This is a genomic window from Shinella sp. 838, from assembly GCF_029623935.1.
Classification (GTDB): Bacteria; Pseudomonadota; Alphaproteobacteria; order Rhizobiales; family Rhizobiaceae; genus Shinella.
Window position 1 is genome coordinate 1 of sequence record NZ_JARSBQ010000003.1, and the last position, 21523, is coordinate 21523.

26 protein-coding genes, 1 tRNA gene and 1 pseudogene are annotated in these 21523 nt (G+C 62.1%); 16 read left to right on the forward strand and 12 right to left on the reverse strand.

Going from position 1 to position 21523, the window contains the following annotated elements; genetic code table 11:
- Nucleotides 1–139: 139 nt before the first annotated feature.
- Nucleotides 140–436: pseudogene (locus tag P9A16_RS11460) on the reverse strand (transposase); the annotation flags it as partial.
- Nucleotides 437–658: 222 nt separating this feature from the next.
- A complete protein-coding gene (locus tag P9A16_RS11465; protein ID WP_278025699.1) occupies nt 659–1525 on the reverse strand; it encodes a DUF3800 domain-containing protein in 867 nt (288 codons plus the stop codon).
- Nucleotides 1526–1861: 336 nt separating this feature from the next.
- On the opposite strand from P9A16_RS11465, the gene P9A16_RS11470 reads away from it, so the two are divergent.
- A complete protein-coding gene (locus tag P9A16_RS11470) occupies nt 1862–2395 on the forward strand; it encodes a thermonuclease family protein (RefSeq protein ID WP_336620605.1) in 534 nt (177 codons plus the stop codon).
- A 16-nt stretch (nt 2396–2411) separates the two neighbouring features.
- Here the strand turns inward: P9A16_RS11470 and P9A16_RS11475 are convergent, their stop codons facing one another.
- Nucleotides 2412–2546, reverse strand: a complete 135-nt coding sequence (locus tag P9A16_RS11475; RefSeq protein WP_278025701.1) for a hypothetical protein — start codon at nt 2544–2546, stop codon at nt 2412–2414.
- Nucleotides 2547–2920: 374 nt separating this feature from the next.
- On the opposite strand from P9A16_RS11475, the gene P9A16_RS11480 reads away from it, so the two are divergent.
- A complete protein-coding gene (locus P9A16_RS11480) occupies nt 2921–3151 on the forward strand; it encodes a hypothetical protein (protein WP_278025702.1) in 231 nt (76 codons plus the stop codon).
- 313 nt (nt 3152–3464) lie between these two features.
- Nucleotides 3465–3839: a hypothetical protein gene (locus P9A16_RS11485; RefSeq protein ID WP_278025703.1), complete on the forward strand. Its 375-nt coding sequence runs from the start codon at nt 3465–3467 to the stop codon at nt 3837–3839.
- A gap of 87 nt (nt 3840–3926) precedes the next feature.
- On the opposite strand, the gene P9A16_RS11490 is transcribed toward P9A16_RS11485, so the two are convergent.
- Nucleotides 3927–4016, reverse strand: a tRNA-Ser gene (locus P9A16_RS11490).
- A 234-nt stretch (nt 4017–4250) separates the two neighbouring features.
- On the opposite strand from P9A16_RS11490, the gene P9A16_RS11495 reads away from it, so the two are divergent.
- The 3 genes from P9A16_RS11495 to P9A16_RS11505 all read left to right on the forward strand — a co-directional run bounded on the left by P9A16_RS11495 (nt 4251) and on the right by P9A16_RS11505 (nt 6515).
- Nucleotides 4251–4571, forward strand: coding sequence for a hypothetical protein (locus P9A16_RS11495; RefSeq protein ID WP_023516384.1), 321 nt, complete (start codon nt 4251–4253; stop codon nt 4569–4571).
- A gap of 82 nt (nt 4572–4653) precedes the next feature.
- Nucleotides 4654–5304, forward strand: coding sequence for a peptide-methionine (S)-S-oxide reductase MsrA (gene msrA, locus P9A16_RS11500; RefSeq protein ID WP_023516383.1), 651 nt, complete (start codon nt 4654–4656; stop codon nt 5302–5304).
- Between the two features lie 218 nt (nt 5305–5522).
- On the forward strand, nt 5523–6515 hold the full coding sequence (locus tag P9A16_RS11505) for a BMP family lipoprotein (protein ID WP_023516382.1): 993 nt from the start codon (nt 5523–5525) through the stop codon (nt 6513–6515).
- A gap of 63 nt (nt 6516–6578) precedes the next feature.
- Here P9A16_RS11505 and P9A16_RS11510 read toward each other — a convergent pair whose 3' ends face one another.
- On the reverse strand, nt 6579–6812 hold the full coding sequence (locus tag P9A16_RS11510; protein ID WP_023516381.1) for a SlyX family protein: 234 nt from the start codon (nt 6810–6812) through the stop codon (nt 6579–6581).
- Between the two features lie 155 nt (nt 6813–6967).
- On the opposite strand from P9A16_RS11510, the gene P9A16_RS11515 reads away from it, so the two are divergent.
- Genes P9A16_RS11515 through deoA form a run of 7 tightly spaced genes read left to right on the forward strand, consistent with a single transcriptional unit; the run spans nt 6968 to nt 13897 of the window.
- On the forward strand, nt 6968–8503 hold the full coding sequence (locus P9A16_RS11515; protein ID WP_024270976.1) for an ABC transporter ATP-binding protein: 1536 nt from the start codon (nt 6968–6970) through the stop codon (nt 8501–8503).
- The gene (locus P9A16_RS11520) at nt 8500–9633 is read left to right on the forward strand and encodes an ABC transporter permease (protein ID WP_023515045.1); all 1134 of its coding nucleotides are present in this window, start codon (nt 8500–8502) and stop codon (nt 9631–9633) included. Before P9A16_RS11515 ends, P9A16_RS11520 begins: the two co-directional genes overlap by 4 nt.
- Nucleotides 9634–9636: 3 nt before the next feature.
- Nucleotides 9637–10608: an ABC transporter permease gene (locus tag P9A16_RS11525; RefSeq protein ID WP_023515046.1), complete on the forward strand. Its 972-nt coding sequence runs from the start codon at nt 9637–9639 to the stop codon at nt 10606–10608.
- Nucleotides 10609–10611: 3 nt separating this feature from the next.
- Nucleotides 10612–11004, forward strand: a complete 393-nt coding sequence (locus P9A16_RS11530) for a cytidine deaminase (RefSeq protein ID WP_023515047.1) — start codon at nt 10612–10614, stop codon at nt 11002–11004.
- A complete protein-coding gene (locus P9A16_RS11535) occupies nt 11001–11813 on the forward strand; it encodes a purine-nucleoside phosphorylase (RefSeq protein WP_023515048.1) in 813 nt (270 codons plus the stop codon). The genes P9A16_RS11530 and P9A16_RS11535 overlap by 4 nt, the downstream gene beginning before the upstream one ends.
- Entirely contained in the window at nt 11806–12582 is a 777-nt protein-coding gene (gene deoC, locus P9A16_RS11540; protein WP_023515049.1) for a deoxyribose-phosphate aldolase, read from the forward strand. The genes P9A16_RS11535 and deoC overlap by 8 nt, the downstream gene beginning before the upstream one ends.
- A gap of 1 nt (nt 12583) precedes the next feature.
- Entirely contained in the window at nt 12584–13897 is a 1314-nt protein-coding gene (gene deoA, locus P9A16_RS11545) for a thymidine phosphorylase (RefSeq protein WP_023515050.1), read from the forward strand.
- Here deoA and P9A16_RS11550 read toward each other — a convergent pair.
- The 7 genes from P9A16_RS11550 to P9A16_RS11580 form a co-directional block, all read right to left on the reverse strand.
- Nucleotides 13887–14423 (reverse strand): retropepsin-like aspartic protease family protein, encoded by a 537-nt coding sequence (locus P9A16_RS11550; RefSeq protein WP_023515051.1) that lies wholly within the window; start codon nt 14421–14423, stop codon nt 13887–13889. The two genes, deoA and P9A16_RS11550, sit on opposite strands and share 11 nt — an antisense overlap.
- Nucleotides 14424–14548: 125 nt before the next feature.
- Nucleotides 14549–15178, reverse strand: coding sequence for a uracil phosphoribosyltransferase (gene upp, locus P9A16_RS11555; RefSeq protein WP_023515052.1), 630 nt, complete (start codon nt 15176–15178; stop codon nt 14549–14551).
- Between the two features lie 105 nt (nt 15179–15283).
- The gene (locus tag P9A16_RS11560; RefSeq protein ID WP_439604452.1) at nt 15284–16240 is read right to left on the reverse strand and encodes an adenosine deaminase; all 957 of its coding nucleotides are present in this window, start codon (nt 16238–16240) and stop codon (nt 15284–15286) included.
- An 8-nt stretch (nt 16241–16248) separates the two neighbouring features.
- A complete protein-coding gene (locus tag P9A16_RS11565; RefSeq protein WP_023515054.1) occupies nt 16249–17478 on the reverse strand; it encodes a phosphopentomutase in 1230 nt (409 codons plus the stop codon).
- A gap of 119 nt (nt 17479–17597) precedes the next feature.
- A complete protein-coding gene (locus tag P9A16_RS11570) occupies nt 17598–18209 on the reverse strand; it encodes a TadE/TadG family type IV pilus assembly protein (RefSeq protein ID WP_023515055.1) in 612 nt (203 codons plus the stop codon).
- The gene (locus P9A16_RS11575) at nt 18209–18799 is read right to left on the reverse strand and encodes a TadE/TadG family type IV pilus assembly protein (RefSeq protein WP_037408207.1); all 591 of its coding nucleotides are present in this window, start codon (nt 18797–18799) and stop codon (nt 18209–18211) included. Before P9A16_RS11575 ends, P9A16_RS11570 begins: the two co-directional genes overlap by 1 nt.
- Nucleotides 18800–18923: 124 nt before the next feature.
- Complete coding sequence (locus tag P9A16_RS11580) at nt 18924–19337, reverse strand: pilus assembly protein N-terminal domain-containing protein (RefSeq protein ID WP_156032038.1); 414 nt, start codon at nt 19335–19337, stop codon at nt 18924–18926.
- Between the two features lie 322 nt (nt 19338–19659).
- Between P9A16_RS11580 and P9A16_RS11585 the strand changes: the two genes are divergently transcribed.
- The 3 genes from P9A16_RS11585 (at nt 19660) to cpaB (ending at nt 21471) form a co-directional block, all read left to right on the forward strand.
- Nucleotides 19660–19848: a Flp family type IVb pilin gene (locus tag P9A16_RS11585; protein ID WP_023517587.1), complete on the forward strand. Its 189-nt coding sequence runs from the start codon at nt 19660–19662 to the stop codon at nt 19846–19848.
- A gap of 122 nt (nt 19849–19970) precedes the next feature.
- Nucleotides 19971–20474, forward strand: a complete 504-nt coding sequence (locus P9A16_RS11590; protein WP_024270978.1) for an A24 family peptidase — start codon at nt 19971–19973, stop codon at nt 20472–20474.
- Between the two features lie 190 nt (nt 20475–20664).
- Nucleotides 20665–21471 (forward strand): Flp pilus assembly protein CpaB, encoded by an 807-nt coding sequence (gene cpaB, locus P9A16_RS11595; RefSeq protein ID WP_024270979.1) that lies wholly within the window; start codon nt 20665–20667, stop codon nt 21469–21471.
- Nucleotides 21472–21523 lie beyond the last annotated feature (52 nt).

The window sequence follows — 21523 nt, forward strand, 5'->3', positions numbered from 1 at the left end:
GCAGATAGGATGAAGCGAGCTGCAATCCCGAGGGAATTCGCGTCGAGCAGGCAGCGCACGCCCTCTCGCTCCTCAGTCCATAATTTGAGCTGCCACGTTGAGAGCGTTCAGCCGGTGATGCACCCTTTTCCTAGGCGCTCTAGGCGGCGTGGACAAATTTGAGCCAGTATCTGGCGGTGGCAAGATGGACCATGCCGAGGAAGCTGTTGGCGAGCTGGTCGTAGCGGGTGGCGATGGCGCGGTTGATCTTGAGATGGCCGAACATGCGCTCGATGCGATTGCGTTGCTTGTAGAGCGCCCGATCATGCTCGATTTTCACACGACGGTTTGACCGACCGGGAATGACGGCCTCGATTTTTCGTTCTGCGAGGTCTGCACGGATTACGTCTGCATCGTAGCCCTTGTCGGCGAGCAAAGCGTCAGGCGCGCGCTCGGGCTGGTGTTTGTGGACGGACACGATGTCGGCGAGTTGCTTGTCACGATGGGGCATGCGCGGCGCTGGACAGGGAAGCGCCGGCCGTGGTGCAAATCATGATTTGCGTGGAAAACGACTCGTACGGTCTCGTGAGTCATTAATGCCACTTGTTGTCAAGACTCCGGTGCCTTATATTGATTCTAGGCCCTGCCTCCGATGAAGCCTCTAGTTCCACTAAAGGTATTAGTAGTCGCTGGCGGGGCCGTTCCTTTTCTTCACCACATCCTCATCGACAAGGTGCACCCTTGGTTTAAATTTCCAGTGCCGATAAGGGTGCTCCCACCGGTCGATCGGACCGTTGTGCGTGCCAGTTGACTCTCCCACATTGAAGTTCGGGTAGAGTTCTCTAATTCGCTTGTTGACGTGCTTGTACAGCTTTTCCTTTGCAACGGTGCGCTTGCCCCGTCGGCGCTGCCCTTCCGGCTTTGCCAAATGAAGGTCGTTGAGACGAAAGTACATACTACCGAGAACTATATCGAGTCCTTGCAACACGCAGTGTGCTTTAGAATCAACATCAGCTATTTGATCTCGTACCACGGAAACTCGTGCGTCACGAAACAACTTCCGGGTTGACAGAGACGCTAGCTCGTCACGGAATTTTTCAACCTTTTCTCGCGAATGCGGTATCTGGTCCAGCAGCATCGTTACGAAGACCCTATCGATCTTATAGGGATTACAGTGCCCAAGTCCAAATGCGTGCTTCAACATTTGGTAGTATAAAAGGAAGTATTGGTTGTCTTTTTGCTCAGCAGTAAGGTCCTTCGCGATAAACCGATTATGGGTGAACATAATTCGTATCTTGATACGTTCAGCGGCTACGAGATCGAAGAATGTGTCAATAAATTCCTGATATTTTTGTCGGTAGTTTTCTGTGACCTTGGTCCATTTCAGTTCATCATATAAATTTAGGCCGATCTTCCTTTCTCGAAGGATGCGCTCTATAGCTTCTTGATCCTCAGCCTTTAAAATTGCACCTCCATAGAAATTTGAGTAGTACGTTCCTTTTTTTGCTGATTCATCGCAGTACAAAATGTAAGTGCGTTTTGCCATCGGTCGCTCAATTCGAATCGCTCATCCAGTACAGCTAACCTTCCGGGAAATTGGTTGCAAATGCGCTATTTCTGAGCGAAGCGGTCGGGCTTTTTCGTTATATGCACGGAAGCAGTCGTTCTGGAATGGATACGTATGGCTGGCGCAGGTTGCGTTAACCTCACAAGCTGAGGGCGAAGCATGATCGAATTCTTCAAATGGCAACCGGAGAGCGGCCTAGCGCCGTGGTTTGAAACGGACCCTTATCATCCTCGGCGCCTGGTGCCAGTCACCTCCGAGGGCCGCCGCGCACTCTGGATCCTCGTTGCCGGGATGGCGTCGGCTATTCCCCTTGCGATGCTGCTTGCCCTGTTTGATCCCCACCACCTGCTTGTCCTGGCCGTCATCCTGCTCGCCTGCCTCCTCTTGCCAGCATCGGCCCTTGCTGATCCTGCCGTCGTCGGCCGGGCCTCGGTGATCGATGGCGATACGATCGATATCGGCGGCGAGCGGGTGCGGCTCAACGGAGTGGATGCCCCGGAAAGCTGGCAGCGCTGTGAGAAAGAGGGCGGTCAGGAATACCGCTGTGGCAAGGAATCAGCCGCGGCGCTGGATGCTCTCCTCGCAGCTTCACGCCCGACCCGATGCGAGTTCATCGAGAGAGACCGGAATAAGCGGTTCGTCGGGATCTGCTTCCGGGCCGACGGGGTGAACGTGAACGCCTGGATGGTCGAACAAGGCCATGCAATGGATTGGCCCCGGTACAGTAACTATGCCTATGCCAGCCTGCAGAAGGCCGCTCACGACGCCAAGCGGGGCATATGGAGGGGATGGTATGTCCTGCCTTGTGACGCGCGGGCGGCACGCGGAAAGTACCAGCGACGGTGCTGATCCGATCCCCGGCTGATTAGAGATCGAGATAGACAGCGGCCGTCGTGGCGACAGCGAAGGCAACAATCGCCGCGGCACCAACCAGCGCGCCGAACTGGCGAACGGTCAACCGGTCCAGCCACACCTTCCGCTGGATGTCTTCCGCGAGCACCTTCAGCTTCTCGCGAGGGTTCCCCCACTTCACGCGTCGGAATTTATAGACGTTGTTGACCATGGCGATGCGACGAGGGCTCAGGTTAGAGGCAGGTGTCGCAGAGCGGGTTCTCCGGGTCCGAGGCTTGCCAGTGGAACATTGGGCGTTGGCAATGTAGGCACGTCGTGTCGCCCCTTTGGGTCTCCGCCCGCGTGGGTTCCTCGCGCTTGTTGCGCTCAATCCACGCCGCGCGCTCTTCCTCGGTAAAGCCGCTCATCCTATTATCCTCTGATTATCCTGCCCGAGGATGTATCGCGGACCTTACCGTGTCGAGAGACAGGCCGTGATTGTGGTTAAGCAGAAGGAACCGGTGAAGAGGGAGAAACTGCGGCATGGGTGGCACTGAAAAATCCGCGCATGAGGCCTGCAAGGAAGCCGTGATGCGGGAGCTGACCGCCGCCGGCTGCACGCCAGACAATCCGATCGACCTCTATCTTATTGGACCTACCCTTGTGGCGGCCGGCTTCACCGAGCAGCAGATTGTCAGCGCGCTCGATAGCCTCGCCTGTGACAAGCGGATGGAATATGCCGGCGGCAATCGTGTCAGGCTCACTGGACGCTGAGCAAGAGTTTTGCGACCAGTACGCGCGAGCACGCGAGGCCTAATCGCACGAAATGTATCACGGTGTTAATTTTGCTGCCCGGCCAGTAGACGCGCGTGCGCGAAGCTCAACCACCAGTGATCGAATTCCATTGCCGTATTCTCGGATGGCACGCGCACGTCGTGGGGTTTTACCAGCCACGCGCATCAGCAAGAATTCCACCGACAATTTCAAGCCGTAGAGGGTGAAATCGGCTATAGTCAGCGCGATACATAATCGGAACTAGTCCATACGCATTCAGAACAATGCGCTATCAATGGGATAGGTGAATTTAATGGCAAATCCTGCAATCGCCGCCGCAGTTCATGCCTTCCTCGGCCAAATCGCCTTGGGGCATGACAAGTACAATCGAGATCCCGGATACCGCGCCGATGTCGATGCTCGCATGGAAGAGGCCGTGAAGGCTCTGAAAACCTCTTGGCCGTTCATCGAGCCTCAAGCGGACACGAGGGCGATGGCACACCGATACTGGACCGCCATCCCAGGCAAGAGCGCATGGGGCGCTGACGATCCTTATCAGCATGAGGCCGTCGCAGGCATATCCGCGGCCATCAATGCGCTGAAGCGATTCACGCGCGCGTCGTTCGCGGAAGTGTTCGAAGGGGTTGTCCATCGACCAATCGGCCCGACCATCAAAATCGGGCGGTAACGGAAACGTGAAGTGGGGATAGGACTGGGGAAGAATTAAGCGTAACTAGAAATTCAAATGCATATTCAATGCATTATCGGAAATGACTGGCGGACAGAGAGGGATTCGAACCCTCGATAGAGTTTCCCCTATACACGCGTTCCAGGCGTGCGCCTTCAACCACTCGGCCACCTGTCCGTCCGCTCGCAGCCGATGGTCAATCCGGCGCGGACCGCTTTCCTGTTTCCATTTCGGCGGGACGGCGCGATATATACCGAGGTTTGCGGCGGGATCAACCGCTTTCTGACAGATTTTTGAAGGATGTTCGGCTTCGGGCGAAGGATTGCGAAATGCCGGCCGTCTTCCTATCTATAGGCACGAAGGAAGCGGAGCGGATTTAGGCTTGCGCAGGCGGTACATGGAGGGTGTGCGATGATACGGTTCATCCTGAAGGCCATCAGCCTTCTCGCGCTGGTCGTCGCCGTCATGGCGGGCACGATCGATGCGATCCAGTCGGTTTCGGCCTCCGAGCCGGTGTTGACGCCACTCGCCGTGGCCTGGAGCACGGCAAGCCCGGACACGATTGCACTCGTTGCCGACGGCATCATGCGCAACCTCCATCCTTATGTCTGGGATCCGGCGGCCATGTGGGTGCTCTCGCAGCCGGCCTTTGCCGTCCTGCTCGCCGTCTCGCTGTTCTTCTGGCTGATCGCCTACCGGCGTCCGCCCGTCGCGGGTCGCTTTACCGCCTGAAAGATGCCTTTTCACGCAACTCTCGCCAGGCAGGCCGCCGGGCACCGTTGCTGGAATCGCCCAACCGGCCAGGAGGCCAAAAATGTTCCTGATCGACATGTTCAACAAGAAGACCGTCATGCCCGCCCCCGGCGCAGCTCTGCCCGGGCGCGCCGAGCCCATTCCCACATCCGAGACCCACTTCGTGAGCGGGCGTCCGCTGAAGGGGCCTTATCCCGATGGTTTCAAGACCGTGCTGCTTGGCATGGGGTGCTTCTGGGGTGCCGAGCGGCTGCTGTGGAAGATCCCGGGCGTCCATGTGACGGCGGCAGGCTATTCCGGCGGTCTCACGCCCAACCCGACCTATCACGAGACGACGACGGGCCTGACCGGCCATACCGAGGTCGTGCGGGTGGTCTATGATCCGGCCGTGGTGAGCCTCGAGACGCTGCTGAAGGCGTTCTTCGAAGCCCATGACCCGACGCAGGGCATGCGGCAGGGCAACGATATCGGCACGACCTATCGCTCGGCGATCTATCTCGACGACCCGGCGGACCTTGCGATCGCGCGCCGTGCACGCGACGTCTACCAGGCGGCGCTGATCGCGGCCGGGCGCACGGACAAGATCACCACGGAGATCGCCGAGGCAGGGCCGTTCTACTTCGCCGAGGATGTGCACCAGCAATATCTTGCCAAGAACCCGGGCGGCTATTGCGGCCTGCGGGGCACGGGCGTCTCCTGCGCCATCGGCTGATTTCGTAAAACTTTCAGAAACATGCGAGCCGCTGCGAAAAGACTTTCGTGGCGGCTTCTATTTTTTACCAGTTGAAAAATTTCTGGTGAATTTTTCCTTGAGCCATGCAAGGATGCCGCCAGCCTGACCCAAGGGAACGGGTCGGTGGCTCCGTTGCGCGCCTTTCGGGCGCCCACGCGGAAGGTCCCTATAAGATCAATAGCGAACAGGGCTGCACAATGAAAAAAACCCTTCTCACTCTTCTTGCCACGGCCGCCATGTCGGCAAGCGCGCTTGCCGCGGACATCAAGCCGGCGATCATCTACGACCTCGGCGGCAAGTTCGACAAGTCGTTCAACGAGGCAGCCTATAACGGCGCGGAAAAGTTCAAGGCCGAGACCGGCATCGAATATCGCGACTTCGAAATCGCCAATGACGCGCAGCGTGAGCAGGCGCTCCGCCGCTTCGCCAGCGACGGCAACAACCCGATCGTCATGGCAGGCTTCTCCTGGGCGGCCCAGCTCGAGAAGGTCGCGGCCGAATATCCGGACACCAAGTTCGCCATCATCGACATGGTCGTGGACAAGCCAAACGTCCGCTCGGTCGTCTTCAAGGAAGAGGAAGGCGGCTGGCTCGCCGGCATCCTCGCCGGCATGGCGTCCAAGACGAAGACCGTCTCGTTCGTCGGCGGCATGGATATCCCGCTCATCCACAAGTTTGCTTGCGGTTACATCGGCGGCGCCAAGTCGCTCGGCCCGGACATGAAGGTGCTTGAAGCCTATACGGGCACGACGCCGGATGCCTGGAACGACCCGGTCAAGGGCGGTGAAATCGCCAAGTCCCAGTTCGACCAGGGCTCCGACGTGGTCTACCATGCGGCCGGCGGCACGGGCGTGGGCGTTCTCCAGGCGGCAGTCGATGCCGGCAAGCTCGGCATCGGCGTCGATTCCAACCAGAACGGCCTGCATCCGGGCAAGGTTCTGACCTCGATGGTCAAGCGTGTGGACGTGGCCGTCTATGACGCCTTCATCACCGCCAAGAACGACACGTTCAAGCCTGGCGTCAACGTGCTCGGCCTCAAGGAAAATGGCGTCGACGTCGCCATGGACGAGAACAATGCGCCGCTCATCACCCCGGAAATGAAGGCCGCCGTCGACAAGGCGCGCGCCGATATCATCGCCGGTACGGTGAAGCCGCACGACTACATGTCGGACGAGACCTGCCCCTACTAAGCGGCAGTGACGGCCCGTTTGCCGGAAGGCGGACGGGCCGATTCCGTCTCCCCGTCCTGGATCTCAATAATGCGGCGGGCGGGTGATGGCCGGGGCATCGAGAGAGCCCTCTTCCAGCACGAGGAACCGCTCCGTCAGCCGGTCGAGCTTCGACCGCAGCTGTTCGATCACGCGCCATTGTTCGGCGAGCTGGTCGGAAAGCTCCTCGATCGTTTTCGCCTGGTGGGCGATATGCTCTTCCAGGCGGGCGATGCGGTCATCTTCGGGAAGGTCGGGCGTGATCTCAGGCGGTGTCATGGGGCGGTCCTCGTCGCTCGCTGCCGGCGGCACGAGCTATAGCGAGGGCCGCATCAACCCGCAATCAGGCTGGACAAGCACGGCGGAAGCAACAAGACTAAGACCGATCGGCCGAAAGGCCCGTTGGCCTCAAATCCCCGTAAGAGTGGATCGTCATGAGCGAATTGGCAATCGAACTGCAGGGCATCGACAAGAGCTTCGGCCTCGTCCACGCCAACCGGAACATCAACCTGAAGGTCCGCAAGGGTACCATTCACGGCATTATCGGTGAAAACGGTGCCGGAAAATCCACCCTCATGTCGATCCTCTACGGCTTCTACCAGGCCGACCATGGCGACATCCTGGTCGGTGGCCGCAAGGTCAGTATCCGTGACCCGAATGCGGCGATCGCCGCCGGCATCGGCATGGTGCACCAGCATTTCATGCTGGTCGAGAATTTCACCGTGCTGGAAAACATCATGCTCGGCGCGGAAGAGAGCCAGATCCTCAATGCCGGCATCACCAAGGCCCGTGCCGAGCTGAAGCGGCTGGAAAAGGAATATGCGCTGGAGGTCGATCCGGATGCCGTCATCGAGGAGTTGCCCGTCGGTATCCAGCAGCGCGTGGAAATCCTCAAAGCGCTCTACCGCAGGGCCGACATCCTCATCCTCGACGAGCCGACGGGCGTTCTGACACCGGCGGAAGCCGATCACCTCTTCCGCATCCTCGAGCAGCTGAAGGCCGAGGGCAAGACGGTGCTGCTCATCACGCACAAGCTGCGCGAGATCATGGCGATCACCGACGAGGTCTCCGTCATGCGCCGCGGCGAGATGGTGGCGACACGCATGACGAAGGATACCTCGGTGGAGGAGCTGGCCGAGCTGATGGTCGGCCGCCGCGTGCTGCTGCGCGTCGAAAAGGGCGAGGCGAAGCCTGCCGACGTCAAGCTTTCGGTGAAGAACCTCACCGTGCGCGACAGCCGGGGCGTGACGATGGTCGATGACGTCTCCTTCGACATCCGCGCCGGCGAGATCGTCGGTATCGCCGGTGTTGCCGGCAACGGCCAGTCGGAACTGCTGGAGGCGATCTCCGGCATCCGCCGCGCCAAATCTGGCACCGTGCTGCTCAAGGGCAGCCCCATCGACGTCACCGGCCATGCCGACCCGGCAGACTTGCGCAAGCGCGGTCTCGCCCATGTGCCCGAGGACCGGCACCATGTCGGCCTGGTCCTGAAGTTCGAGGAAAGCGAAAACGCCATCCTCGGCTATCACGACGATCCGAAATACCGGAAGGGCATGCTGCTCGACATCGACGCCATCCGCGCCGATGCGGAGGAGAAGATTGCCGCCTACGACATCCGCCCGCCGAACCCGCGGCTGAAGACTGCCAATTTCTCCGGTGGTAACCAGCAGAAGATCGTGCTGGCGCGCGAGATGGAGCGCGGACCGGACGTGCTGGTCATCGGCCAGCCGACGCGCGGCGTCGATGTCGGGGCCATCGAGTTCATTCACAAGCGTATCATCGAGATGCGCGACCAAGGCAAGGCGGTGCTGCTCGTCTCGGTCGAGCTCGACGAGATCCGTGCCTTGTCCGACCGTATCCTGGTCATGTTCGCCGGTCGTGTCGTCGGCGAGCGTACGCCGGATGCCACCGAAGGAGAGCTTGGCCTGCTGATGGCCGGGGTGGAAGGCCGGAAGGAGGCCGCGGAATGAGTGTTCCCCATGCGAAACTGCCGGCCTGGGCCGAATATGGCCTGATCCCGCTCGTCAACCTCGCCGTCGCCTTCCTGATTTCCGGCCTCGTCGTTCTCATCGTCGGCGAAAGCCCGCTGGAAGCCGCCTACCACATGATCAATGGCGCCTTTGGCCGCGGCGAATACATCGGCTTCACACTCTATTATACCACGACCTTCATCTTCACCGGCCTTGCCGTGGCCGTCGCCTTCCATTGCGGCCTGTTCAACATCGGCGGCGAAGGGCAGGCCTATATCGGCGGCATCGGTGTGGCGCTCGCCTGCCTGTCCTTCGACCAGACGCTGCCCTGGTATCTCGTCTTCCCGATCGCCATCCTCGGCGCCGCCTTCTTCGGCGCGCTCTGGGCGCTGATCCCCGGCTGGCTGCTGGCCAAGCGCGGCAGCCATATCGTCATCACGACGATCATGTTCAATTTCATCGCCGCCAGCCTGATGAACTACCTGCTCAACAAGGTGTTCAAGCCGCTCGGCTCGATGTCGCTGGAAACCCGCACCTTCGATGCCGGCGGCCAGCTGCCCAAGCTCGACTGGCTGATGTCGATCTTCGGCCTTTCCGTCGGCACGGCGCCGTTCAACATTTCCTTCCTGCTGGCGCTTCTTGCGGCCTTCGGCGTCTGGGTGCTGATCTGGCGCACGAAGCTCGGCTACGAGATGCGCACGATGGGCCACAGCCCCGCCGCCGCGCGCTATGCCGGCATCAAGGAGGCGAAGATCATCGTCATCACCATGATGATCTCGGGCGGGCTTGCCGGCATGATGGCACTGAACCCGATCATGGGCGAGCAGTTCCGCATGCAGCTCGACTTCGTGCAGGGCGCGGGCTTCGTCGGCATCGCGGTGGCGCTGATGGGCCGGTCCCATCCGGCTGGCATCATTCCTGCCGCGCTGCTCTTCGGCATGCTCTACCAGGGCGGGGCGGAAATCTCCTTCGAGATGCCCTCCATCTCGCGCGACATGATCGTCATCATCCAAGGTCTCGTCATCCTCTTCGCCGGCGCGCTCGAGCACATGTTCCGCCCCGCCATCACGCGCATCGTCCTCGGGCTCTCGCCGAAGACCCGCAACGTCGCCGCCACCAAGGGAGCCTGAGCCATGGATTTCTTTCAGGTCTTCATCGAGCTGGCCCAGTCGACCGTCCGCGTCTCCACGCCACTGATCCTTGCCGCGCTTGCCGGTCTTTTCACCGAACGGGCGGGCATCTTCGACATCGGCCTCGAAGGCAAGATGCTGGGCGCCGCCTTCGCGGCGGGCTCCGTTGCCTACATCACGCAGTCCGTGACGATGGGGCTTCTTGCCGCCGTGCTCGTCTCCGTGCTGCTCTCGCTGGTCCATGGCTATGCCTCGATCACCCAGCGCGGCAGCCAGATCGTCTCGGGTGTCGCGATCAATTTCGTCGTCGCCGGCTCCACAGTCATCCTCGGCGAAGCCTGGTTCCGCCAGGGCGGGCGTACGCCGGCTTTGACGGAGGACGGGCGCTTCGGGCGGATCACGCTGCCCTTCGCGGATGCGGTGCGCGACGTGCCGGTCCTCGGGCAGATCTATTCGGGCCTGCTTTCCGGCCATTCGCCGCTGACCTATTTCGCCTTCCTGATGGTGCCGGCCAGCTGGTGGATCCTTTACCGCACGCGCTTCGGCCTTCGCCTTCGCGCTGTCGGCGAAAACCCGGGTGCGGTCGATACGGCCGGCATCTCGGTGATCTGGCTGCGCTACCGTGCCGTCATCTGCTGCGGCATCCTGTGCGGCATCGCCGGGGCCTATCTCTCGCTTTCCGCCAATGCCGGCTTCACCAAGGGCATGACGGCGGGCAAGGGCTATATCGCGCTTGCCGCCCTCATCTTCGCCAAGTGGCGGCCGAAGAGCATCCTCTTCGCCTGCTTGCTCTTCGGTTTTCTGGATGCCTTCGCCATCCGCTACCAGGGCTATGCCTTCCCGCTGATCGGCAAGGTGCCGGTACAGTTCATGCAGGCGCTGCCCTATATCCTGACCGTGATCCTGCTCGCAGGCTTCATCGGCAAGGCCATTCCGCCGAAGGCCGGCGGGGTGCCCTACGTCAAGGAGCGATAAAAAATGTCCCACGACCTCTTCGAGGCGGCGCGCGCCGCGATGGCCTTCGCCCATGCGCCCTATTCGAAATTCCCCGTCGGCGCGGCGATCCGCGCCGAGGACGGAAAGATCTACGCCGGCGCCAATATCGAGAACCTTTCCTTCCCCCAGGGGTGGTGCGCCGAGCCGACCGCGATCAGCCACATGATCATGGCCGGCAACAAGAAGATCGTCGAAATGGCCGTCATCGCCGAAAAGCTGCCGCTCTGCCCGCCCTGTGGCGGCTGCCGGCAGAAGATCGCGGAGTTCGCCACCGCCAGGACACCGATCTATCTCTGTGACGAGGCGGGTGTGAAGAAGACCATGACCATGGACGAGCTTCTGCCGCACAGCTTTGCGACGGATGTAATCGGATGAGCGCCGAAACCACGGAACTGCTGCGCGCCCGCCTCGGCGGCGTGCTGCCGCGTTACGGCATCGTGCTCGGCTCCGGCCTCGGATCGCTCGTCGAAGCAGTCGAGAACCCCCTACGCATCGCGTACTCGGACCTGCCGAGCTTTCCCGTCAGTTCCGTTTCCGGCCATGCCGGCGAAATGGTCATCGGCACGCTCGGCGCGGTGCCGGTCATCATGCTCTCCGGCCGCGTGCACTATTACGAGCGTGGCGATGCCAACGCCATGCGCCCGCCCATCGAGGTGCTGAAGGGGCTCGGCGTCACGTCGCTGATTCTCACCAATTCGGCAGGCTCGCTGCGTGAGGACATGCCGCCCGGCTCGGTGATGCGGATTTCCGACCACATCAATTTTTCCGGCGCCAATCCGCTGATCGGCATCGACAGCGACGATCGCTTCGTCGGCATGACCAATGCCTATGACACGGCGCTTGCCGCGCGCATGGAGAGGGCGGCCGGGAAACTGGGGATCCCGCTGTCGTCAGGCGTCTATATGTGGTTCTCCGGCCCGAATTTCGAAACGCCGGCGGAGATCCGCATGGCGCGCGTCCTCGGTGCCGATGCCGTCGGCATGTCGACGGTGCCGGAAGTATTGATCGCCCGCCATCTTGGCCTTGACGTCGCCGCCGCCTCGGTCATCACCAATTTCGGTGCCGGCATGACGGGCGGCGAGCTCAGCCACCACGAAACCAAGGACATGGCCCCGGTCGGCGGAAAGCGGCTTGCCGCGATCCTTGCCGAAATGATCGCGGGTGGAGACGAAGACCATGCATGAAGACAGCATCAAGGCCAGTGCGCAAAAGGCGCTCTCGCTGCTCGACTTGACGGACCTCAGCGACACCTGCGATGCCGCCGCCATCGACAAGCTCTGCGCCCAGGCGCAGACGCGCTTTGGAAACACGGCCGCAATCTGCATCTGGCCACGGTTCGTGGCGCAGGCACGTGGCATCCTCGGCGCGGGCCATGCGGTGAAGATCGCGACCGTCGTCAACTTCCCCTCCGGCGACCTTGCTGTTGCCGACGTGCTGGCGGAGACGAAACAGGCGATCGCTGATGGCGCCGACGAGATCGACCTTGTCATCCCCTACCGCGCCTTCCTTTCAGGCAACGAGGCGGCGGTGAGCGAGATGGTGACGGCGATCAAGGCCGTCTGCACGCCGCCGGTGCGCCTCAAGACGATCCTGGAAACCGGTGAGATCAAGGATGCGGCGCTCATCCGCAAGGCGTCGGACCTTGCCATTGCCGCCGGCAGCGATTTCATCAAGACATCGACCGGCAAGGTCTCCGTCAACGCGACACTGCCGGCCGCCGAAATCATGCTGACGGCGATAAAGGACAGCGGCAAGCCGGCCGGCTTCAAGCCGGCGGGCGGCGTGCGCACCGTTGCGGACGCCGAGGCATATCTAGCGCTCGCCGCCTCGATCCTCGGCGCGGACTGGGCGACACCGCAAACCTTCCGCTTCGGCGCCTCCGGCCTTCTCGGCGACATCCTCACCGTGCTCGGCGGGCAGTCCGCACCGCCCCCGCCGCCCGCGAGCTACTAGCATGCTCCCGCAGGAGACGATCCGCCGCAAGCGGAACGGCGAGGCTCTCACCGCGGAGGAGCTCGCCCGCTTCATCGCCGGCCTCACGGATTGCAGCGTTTCGGAAGGGCAGGTGGCGGCCTTCGCCATGGCGGTCTGGTTCAACGGCATGGCGCGTGAGGAGACCGTGGCGCTGACGCTCGCCATGCGCGATTCGGGCGATGTGCTCGACTGGTCGGATATCGACCGGCCGGTCGCCGACAAACATTCGACCGGCGGGGTGGGCGACAATGTCTCCCTCATGCTGGCGCCGATCGCTGCCGCGTGCGGGCTTGCCGTGCCGATGATTTCCGGCCGCGGGCTCGGCCATACCGGCGGCACGCTCGACAAGCTGGAAGCGATCCCCGGCTATACGATCATGCCCTCCGCCGACCGCTTCCGCCGCACGGTCCGGGAGGTCGGCTGCGCCATCATCGGCCAGACAGCCGATCTCGCGCCGGCCGACAAGCGCCTCTATGCCATCCGCGACGTCACCGCGACGGTCGATTCGGTACCGCTGATCACGGCCTCCATCCTGTCGAAGAAACTCGCCGCCGGCCTCCAGTCGCTGGTGCTCGACGTGAAGGTCGGCAACGGCGCCTTCATGGCGGATACGGGCGAGGCGGAGACGCTGGCGCGCTCGCTGGTCGCGGTCGCGAACGGGGCCGGAGTCACGACCGCCGCCCTCATTACGGACATGAACCAGCCGCTCGCGGATGCCGCCGGCAATGCCATCGAGATCGCCAACTGCATCGCCTTCCTGAAGGGTGGGAAGGCCGGGACGCGGCTCGAACGCATCGTGCTCGCCTTCGCGGCGGAAATGCTGGTTCTGTCGGGGCTGGAACAGGATATCGCCGCGGCCGAAGGCCGGGCTGCCGCGGCTCTAGCCGGCGGCGCGGCGGCCGAGGTGTTCGGGCGCATGGTGCAGGCGCTCGGCGGCCCGGCCGACCTCATGGAGCGGCCGGAGGCCTATCTTGTGCCGGCCCCGGTCACACGGCCGGTCCTCGCCCGGCAATCCGGTTATCTTGCGGCCTGCGACACACGCGGCGTCGGCCTTGCCGTCATCGAGCTCGGCGGCGGGCGCAGCCGCCCGGACGAGAGGATCGACCATCGCGTCGGTTTCGACCGGCTGCTGCCGCTCGGCACGAAGGTGGAGAAGGGCGAGGAGATCGGCCGCGTGCATGCGTCGGATGCGGAGAGCGCTGCGCATGGCGTGGCGCGCCTTGCCGGGCTCTACCGGATCGCACCGGATGCACCCCTGCCGTCGCCGGATATCCTGACCCGCATCAGCGGGTGAGGTGCATCCGGCCGTCCTCGACACGGTAGGACGACAGCCCCTTCAGAAAGCTCATGCCGATCAGCGTGCCCGACAACGCTTTGTCGTCGAGCACCATGGCGCCGACATTCTCCATGCGCACCGGGCCGATCTCGACGCGGTCGAGGCGGACATAGGCGGCGCGCGCCTTGCCGTTCGCCGTATCGACGGCATAGCGGAAATCAAGATCCGCCTTGGCGATGCCGAGGCGTTGCGCCGTCGAGATGTTGATGGCGACCATGCTGGCGCCGGTATCGACCATGCCCTCTTCCTTGCGACCGTTGATGGCGAAGAGGCCGGTGAAATGACCGCTCGGATCGGCGCTGATGACGGCACTGCGGTTGCCGGTGTAGCGCGCCGCATTCTTTCCGGTCTCCAGGGCCGCCTGTTCCACCTTCGCTTCGGGCGCCTTGGCGGTCGCGTCGAGATAACGGGTCGCGACGCCGGGCACGAAGGCCGCGGCTGCGACGACGGAACCGACGAGAAAGACAAGGCTGCGAACGAACATGGGACAGTCTCCGGGAGGATCTGTCCCGAAATAGCACGTATCCGGCTAACGGACGGCAAAAGGGGCACCCGTCGGCGCCCCTCTCCACGAACTTCGATGGACTTGGTAAAGGATGGGTTAACCGCTCACTTCGTGCCGTACATGCGATCGCCGGCATCGCCGAGGCCGGGCACGATGTAGCCCTTCTCGTTGAGCTGGCGGTCGATGGAGGCGGTGTAGACCGGTACATCCGGATGGTGCGCGCGGAAGCTCTTGATGCCCTCGGGTGCGGCGAGCAGGCAGAGGAAGCGGATGTTCGTCGCGCCACGGCTCTTCAGCGTGTCGATGGCGGCAATTGCCGAATTTCCCGTCGCCAGCATTGGGTCGACGACGATCACGAGGCGCTCGTCGATGCTGTCGGGCGCCTTGAAGAAATACTCGACCGCTTCAAGCGTTTCGTGGTCGCGGTAAACGCCGATATGGGAGACGCGGGCGGACGGCACCAGCTCCAGCATGCCTTCGAGCAGTCCGTTGCCGGCGCGAAGGATCGAGGCGAAGACCAGCTTCTTGCCTTCGAGCACCGGTGCGTCGATCTCTTCGAGCGGCGTCTCGATGCGCTGCGTGGTCAGCTCCAGGTCGCGCGTGACCTCGTAGCAGAGCAGGGTGGAGATTTCGCGCAGCAAGCGGCGGAAGCTCCCGGTCGAGGTCTCCTTCTTGCGCATGATGGTCAGCTTGTGCTGCACGAGCGGGTGATCGATGACTGTGACGCCGTCCATGGCCAACCTTCCGAGAATGAGTAAACGCTTCTTTTTCCACGGAACGGCGCAAGGCCGCAAGAGTGGAGAGCACCCGGCCGGAAACATCCCCAGCCGGCTTACCCCTCAAAGCCGGGAAAGCAGCAGCTGGCGCGTCTGTTCGTCGACGAAGGCAGCCTCGATCGCGGTTCGCGTCATGCCGAGAAGTTCGCCATCACTGAAACCCATGACGGAGGACGCGATCTCGTATTCCCGGGCAAGCGAGGTGTGGAAGAAAGGCGGGTCGTCGGAATTGAGCGTGACGCGCACGCCAGCCTCGTGGAGGGCGCGCAGCGGGTGGCGCTCAAAGTCCGGGAAGACTTTCAGCGCCACGTTCGAGCCGGGGCAGACTTCCAGCACCACGCCCTCGTCCGCCAGCCGCTTTACAAGGTCGCCGTCCTCGATGGCGCGCACGCCGTGGCTGATGCGGGTGGGGCGAACATGGTCGAGCGCATCGCGCACGCTGAAGGCACCCGAAAGCTCGCCGGCATGGATGGTGATGCCGAGGTCGGCATCGCGGGCGATGTCGAAGGCGCGGGTGAAATCGGCGACGCGATGCATGCGCTCCTCGCCGGCAAGGTTGAAGCCGGAAATCAGCGGGTGCGGCCGGCGGGCGGCATATTCCGCCGCCTTCACCACCCGTTCCGGGCCGAAATGGCGGATGCCGACGATGAGGAGGCGCGTTTCGATGCCGGTCTTCGCCCTGGCCCGCTCGGCCCCTTCGGCCAGGCCGCGTATATAGGCATCAGCGCCGATACCGATGGTGTCACCCTGGTCGGGTGAGACGATCAGCTCGCTGTAGATGGCGCCGGCTTCGGCGATCTCGATGAGATAGGTCTCGGCGAGCAGCGCGTAATCCTCCTCCGTGCGGAAGAGGTTTGCCGTCGCATCGTAGCTTGCAACGAAGCTGGTGAAATCCTGCCAGGCATATTCGCCGTCGCGGATGAACGCCGAGGTGTCGATGCCGTAGCGTTTCGCCTGGGAAAGGGCGAGGGCCGGCGGGGTTGCGCCCTCGATATGGCAGTGCAGTTCCGCCTTGGGCATGCGTCTGGTCACAGAAAGCTCCTTCCATGCGGGCCCGGCGGAATGCCGAGATGGCGGGCGATGCTTTCGCCGATATCGGCGAAGGTGGTGCGGGTTTCAAGCAGGCGCGAGCGCAGGCCCGGGCCGAAGCTCATGATCGGCACGCGTTCGCGCGTGTGGTCCGTGCCGCGCCATGTCGGGTCGCAGCCATGATCGGCAGTGAGGATGACGATATCACCGGGCTTCAGCTTGCGGTCCACCTCCGGCAGGCGCCGGTCGAAGGCTTCGAGTGCGGCGGCGTATCCCGCCACGTCGCGGCGATGGCCGTAAAGCATGTCGAAATCGACGAAATTGGTGAAAACGAGATCGCCGTCCGCGGCCTCGTCCATGACATGGAGCGTCGCGTCGAACAGCGCCATGTTGCCGTTTGCCTTGGTCAGCCTGCCGATGCCCTGATGGGCGAAGATGTCGCCGATCTTGCCGACGGCATGTACGGTGCGGCCGGCCTCGGTCAGCCGGTCGAGCAGGGTCGGTTCGGGCGGCAGCACGGAATAGTCGCGGCGGTTGCCGGTGCGCTCGAAGGTTTCCGGCGTTTCGCCGACGAAAGGCCGTGCAATGACCCGGCCGATGCGCCCGCCCGGCCGCTCATCGAGAATCTGCCGCACCGTTTCGCAGAAGGCGAGCAGCCGGTCGACGCCGAAGATGCGCTCGTGTGCGGCGATCTGGAAGACGGAGTCTGAGGAGGTGTAGCAGATCGGCTTGCCGCTGCGGATATGTTCCAGCCCGTGGCGGGCGATGATGTCGGTGCCCGAGGCGTGGCAATTGCCGAGAATGCCGGAGACGTTGCCGGCACTGCAGATGGCCTCGACGAGTTCCGGCTCGAAGGCGTCCCCTTCGGTCGGAAAATACCCCCAGTCGAAGGCGACGGGCGTGCCGGCGATCTCCCAGTGGCCGGAAGGTGTGTCCTTGCCGTTGGAAACCTCGCTGGCGGCGCCGTGGTAGCCGAAGACGCGTTGCGGCACGTCCATGCCCTGCGGGAAACGGCCGGTCGCGGCACGGGCGGCGTGCAGGAGACCGAGTGCCGACATGTTCGGAAGTTTCAGTGGTCCCTGGCGGAGACCCGGCCGGTCGGCGACGCCAGCCGCGCAGAATTCCGCGATATGGCCGAGCGTATCGGCACCGAGATCCCCGAAGGCGGCCGCATCCGGGCCGCCGCCGATGCCGAAGGAATCGAGAACGAAGAGAAAGGCTCGCGCCATGGATCACCTGCCGTCTGCCCGTATCCGGCCTGCCGGTCGGATGGGTGGATGAACCGCCAGACATGGCATGGCGCTTGTACGCGGTTCAAGCGAAATCGCCGGATGAACGAGACGTTGGCTCAGCAGTCGGAGCAATCGATCTTCTTGCCGACACGCAGGCGGAAGTAGCTTGTCCGGCCGAGATTGATCTTGTTGAGATTCGAATCGAGATTCGGCGCGAGCAGCAGGATCGAATAGGGCACGGACAGTTCCGTGCGCACGATGAAGGTCTCCATGGCGCCGATGTCGCTTGGCAGCGGAACCGCACTACCCTTGGCATAGGGGACGTTTCCGGCCTGGTCGCGGGACCAGGCCACGGTTGCCTTGCCGTCAGCTGCAACCGCGACACCGGTGATCTTCAGCGTATAGGCGCTGTTGACGGGGAACGGCGCCACGATCTTGGCGACAAGATCCTTCATCGTGTCGAGCGTCGCCTTGTTGGTCGTATTGCTCTGCGTCAGGAGGTCGGAAACGGTTGCCGACGCGCGGCTCACCTTGCGCGAGGCCGTGATGGCGACGGTCACCTCGAAGGCGCTTACATAGGCCATTATCAGCAGCGGTGCGACAATCGCGAACTCGATGGCGCCGACGCCGCGGCGATCCTGGATAAAATGGCGCAGGCGCAGCAGTACGCCGTGTCCGGTGGCCTGCAAGGTTTTCACGGCATCCGAAGGGGAAAGAACCATTCGCATCACGGATAGTCCTCATTCTGGACCACGGTCGTCGCCATCATCAGATAGTTCTGCCGGGAACCGTCGGCTGCGCGGATGTTGGAGATGTAGGGGCGGACGAGGTCCGTCACGATGTCCCAACGATAGTACGCGCGTACGATATTGATGGTTCGCTTGCCGCCCGGGGCGATCGTGAAGGACGCGGTATCGAGATCTGTGCCGACGAGCGGAATGGTTTTGGGGATATCCGAGAACTTTGCGAAGCTTCGAACGTCGAGAAACAGTTTGTTGGCCTTTTTGATTTCTTCGGGGGAGCATGGCATCAGAATGGCAATCTCGTCGCAGAAGGCCTTCCGGAAATCCTCTTCCTTGATGTTGGAACGGATTTCCCCTGTCCTGATCTTGCGTGCGATGGTTTCCGTGGCGTTGGCGAGAAGCTGCTCTGCGGAAAAGGCGACGAAGGTCTCGATCGAAGCGAAGACGATCAGGAAGAAGGGCAGGCTGAGAAGCGCAACCTCAATAGCCGTCGCGCCGTCGCGCCGGGCAAGAAGGCGACCGAAAAGACCCTTCATTGGCCTCCGGCGTACAGGTGCATCATGATCGAGCGACATCGCGATCCGTTCCCAAATGCTGGACACGGGCGACAATAGGCCGGGGAACGTTTATATTTCGTATGCGTGATGCGAAAGAGTTGAAGGGTTTCCCGCATTCGGACGCCCGAAGCGAGACGTGGCGTCAGCCTCCGCTCTTGTTTCGGGCGACGTGCTCTTCGCAATTGGGCGTGCAGGAGAGGACAGAGCGGTCCGTCTGCCGGAAGACGCGCACCGTGTTGCCTTCGTCGATCGAGACCAGAATGCGCTCATCGACAATGGCGTTGCCGTCCGCATCGAGCAGGACTAGGTTGGTAGTTCCGAAATTACGACCAGTCAGCACGATCGTCTGGGCATCGGCCACGGTCGCATCGGCAACGTCGGCATTGCCGATGATCACCTTGCTGACGGGGCGGTCGAGTTTAAGCACGCGGGCGTGGTCCATGTAGACGCGCATCAACGGCTCCTCGGCAAGAGCGGGGAAAACCGCCGCCACCATGACAAAAGCGGCTGTTGCAAGCCTTGCGGCCAACGCCGTGAAAATCCAGTCGCGTCCCATAAACAGTCATCCCGGCGATAAAACACCGACAGCATCGCCGTGAATGGTGAATGAAGCCTTAAGCCACTCGCTAACCTTGCAGAATTATCTGTCGCACATTCTGCCCGCTTTGCACCGCAAGCGGGTTCAACAATAGAGGAGATTCGCGCGCGTAGGGAGTTTTACCCATTGCTTACCATAAATTCGGCAATCGATTGGCAGGGTCTTGTTAACCGGTTTCCTTAAGTCGATGGAAATGGCTTGCCTGTAGGTTGCAGTCATCCGAACAACGGAAACAGTTGGCGGACGTGCTGAACCAACATCGTGGAGCTAGGAGAATACCATGACCAAGATTTTCGCTCGCCTTATGAAGGACGAATCGGGCGCCACCGCCATCGAATACGGCCTGATCGCTGCCCTGATTTCCGTTGCCCTCATCACCGGCGCAACCGCCCTCGGCAACTCGTTGGACACGACGTTCAGTAGCCTCGGCACCAAGCTGACGACTGCTGTGAACAAGAGCGCGCCGTAAGCAGAACGCACTGCCGGAATAAACATCTCTACCGGAAAGCCGCCTTCGAGGCGGCTTTCTGTTTTGCGCCGTTATCCTTTCCGAAACGGATCAAGCGCATCATGCGCTGAAAGGAGAGCAATATGACCCTGGCCATCATCTTCGTGGTTTTCCCGCTATGCCTCGCGGTCGCGGCTTGCTCCGATTTCCTGACGATGCTCATTCCCAATCGGGTCTCGGCGATACTCCTTGGCGCCTTCATCGTTGTGGCACCGTTGGCGGGCCTTGGTCTGACGGAGGTCGCCATGCATCTCGCGGCCGGCCTTCTCGTCTTCTCCATCTGCTTCGCGCTCTTCGCCCTCAATGTCATGGGTGGTGGCGATGCCAAACTCCTGACCGCCAGCGCGGTTTGGTTCGGGATGAGTTTCTCCCTCATCGAATATCTGGTTTATGTATCCTTCTTCGGCGGATTGCTGACCTTCGCGATTCTCTCTCTGCGCGCCAACACGAACCTGATCCTCGCGTCAGGCCTGCCGGTCCCCGATCACCTCCTCAAGGCCAAGAAGGTGCCCTATGGTATCGCGATCGGGATTGGCGCCTTCCTTGCCTATCCGTCCTCGCCACTGATGCTCGCGGCGCTCGGTTAAGGCGACTACCCCGCGCTCGTTTTCATGGTCGTTCTGCTGGCTCCGGTTGAAATGCCGGAGCTTATGCGCGTTCGGTCCTCTGTGTTGTTAGCGCTGCATTAACCATACCCGTAAGTCAGCCATTAACCATAATTACACCATTGCCGGTCAATGTGGGCGGATAGAAAAGTCCGCAGCCCAGGGAAACCACATGAGACCGGCGCGAATCATCATTCTGGCAGTGGCCGTCGTTTCGGCCGGCGTCGCAGGGCTTCTGGCCCTGAAGGTCGCCGGTGGGGGCACGCCAGTCCAGCCGGAGGCTGTCGTCGAACGGGAGCCGACGGTCAACGTGCTGGTTGCAAGGGAAAGCCTGCCGGTCGGTGCGCGGCTCAATCCGGAAACGATCGCCTGGACGGCCTGGCCGGAAGGCTCGGTCGCCGAGGGTTTCATCACCGACCAGAACCAGCCGGACGCGATGGAAAACCTCAACGGTGCCATTGCCCGCATGCCGATCTTCAACGGCGAGCCGATCCGCCAGGAGAAGATCGCCGATTCGAGCAACCGCATCATGTCGTCGTTGCTGCCGTCGGGCAAACGGGCGGTCGCGACCGAAATCTCGGTCGCGACGGGCGCCGGTGGTTTCATCCTTCCGAACGACCGCGTTGACGTCATCATGGTGCGCAAGAGCCCGGAAGGCTCCTACATAACCGAGACTGTCCTGTCGAATGTGCGCGTGCTCGCCATCGACCAGCAGATCCAGGAAAACGAGGACGGTTCGAAATCCGCCGTCGGCACCACTGCGACATTGGAGCTTACACCCGACCAGACCAAGGTGATCGCCGTCGCCCAGCAGATGGCCGAGCGTCTGTCGCTGGCGCTGCGCAGCATCGCCGATGCCCAGGAATCCGATACCGGCGCGGCCGACTACCTTCTCAGCGGTGGCGATGGCATGCCGATCATACAGGTGATCAAGACCGGTGAAATCGTAAACGGCGGCGAGCCCGCAGCCCAGAAGTGACCAGGAGCTGACCCGTGTTTGGAATCACAAGGACTTTTAGGGCTTCTGTCGC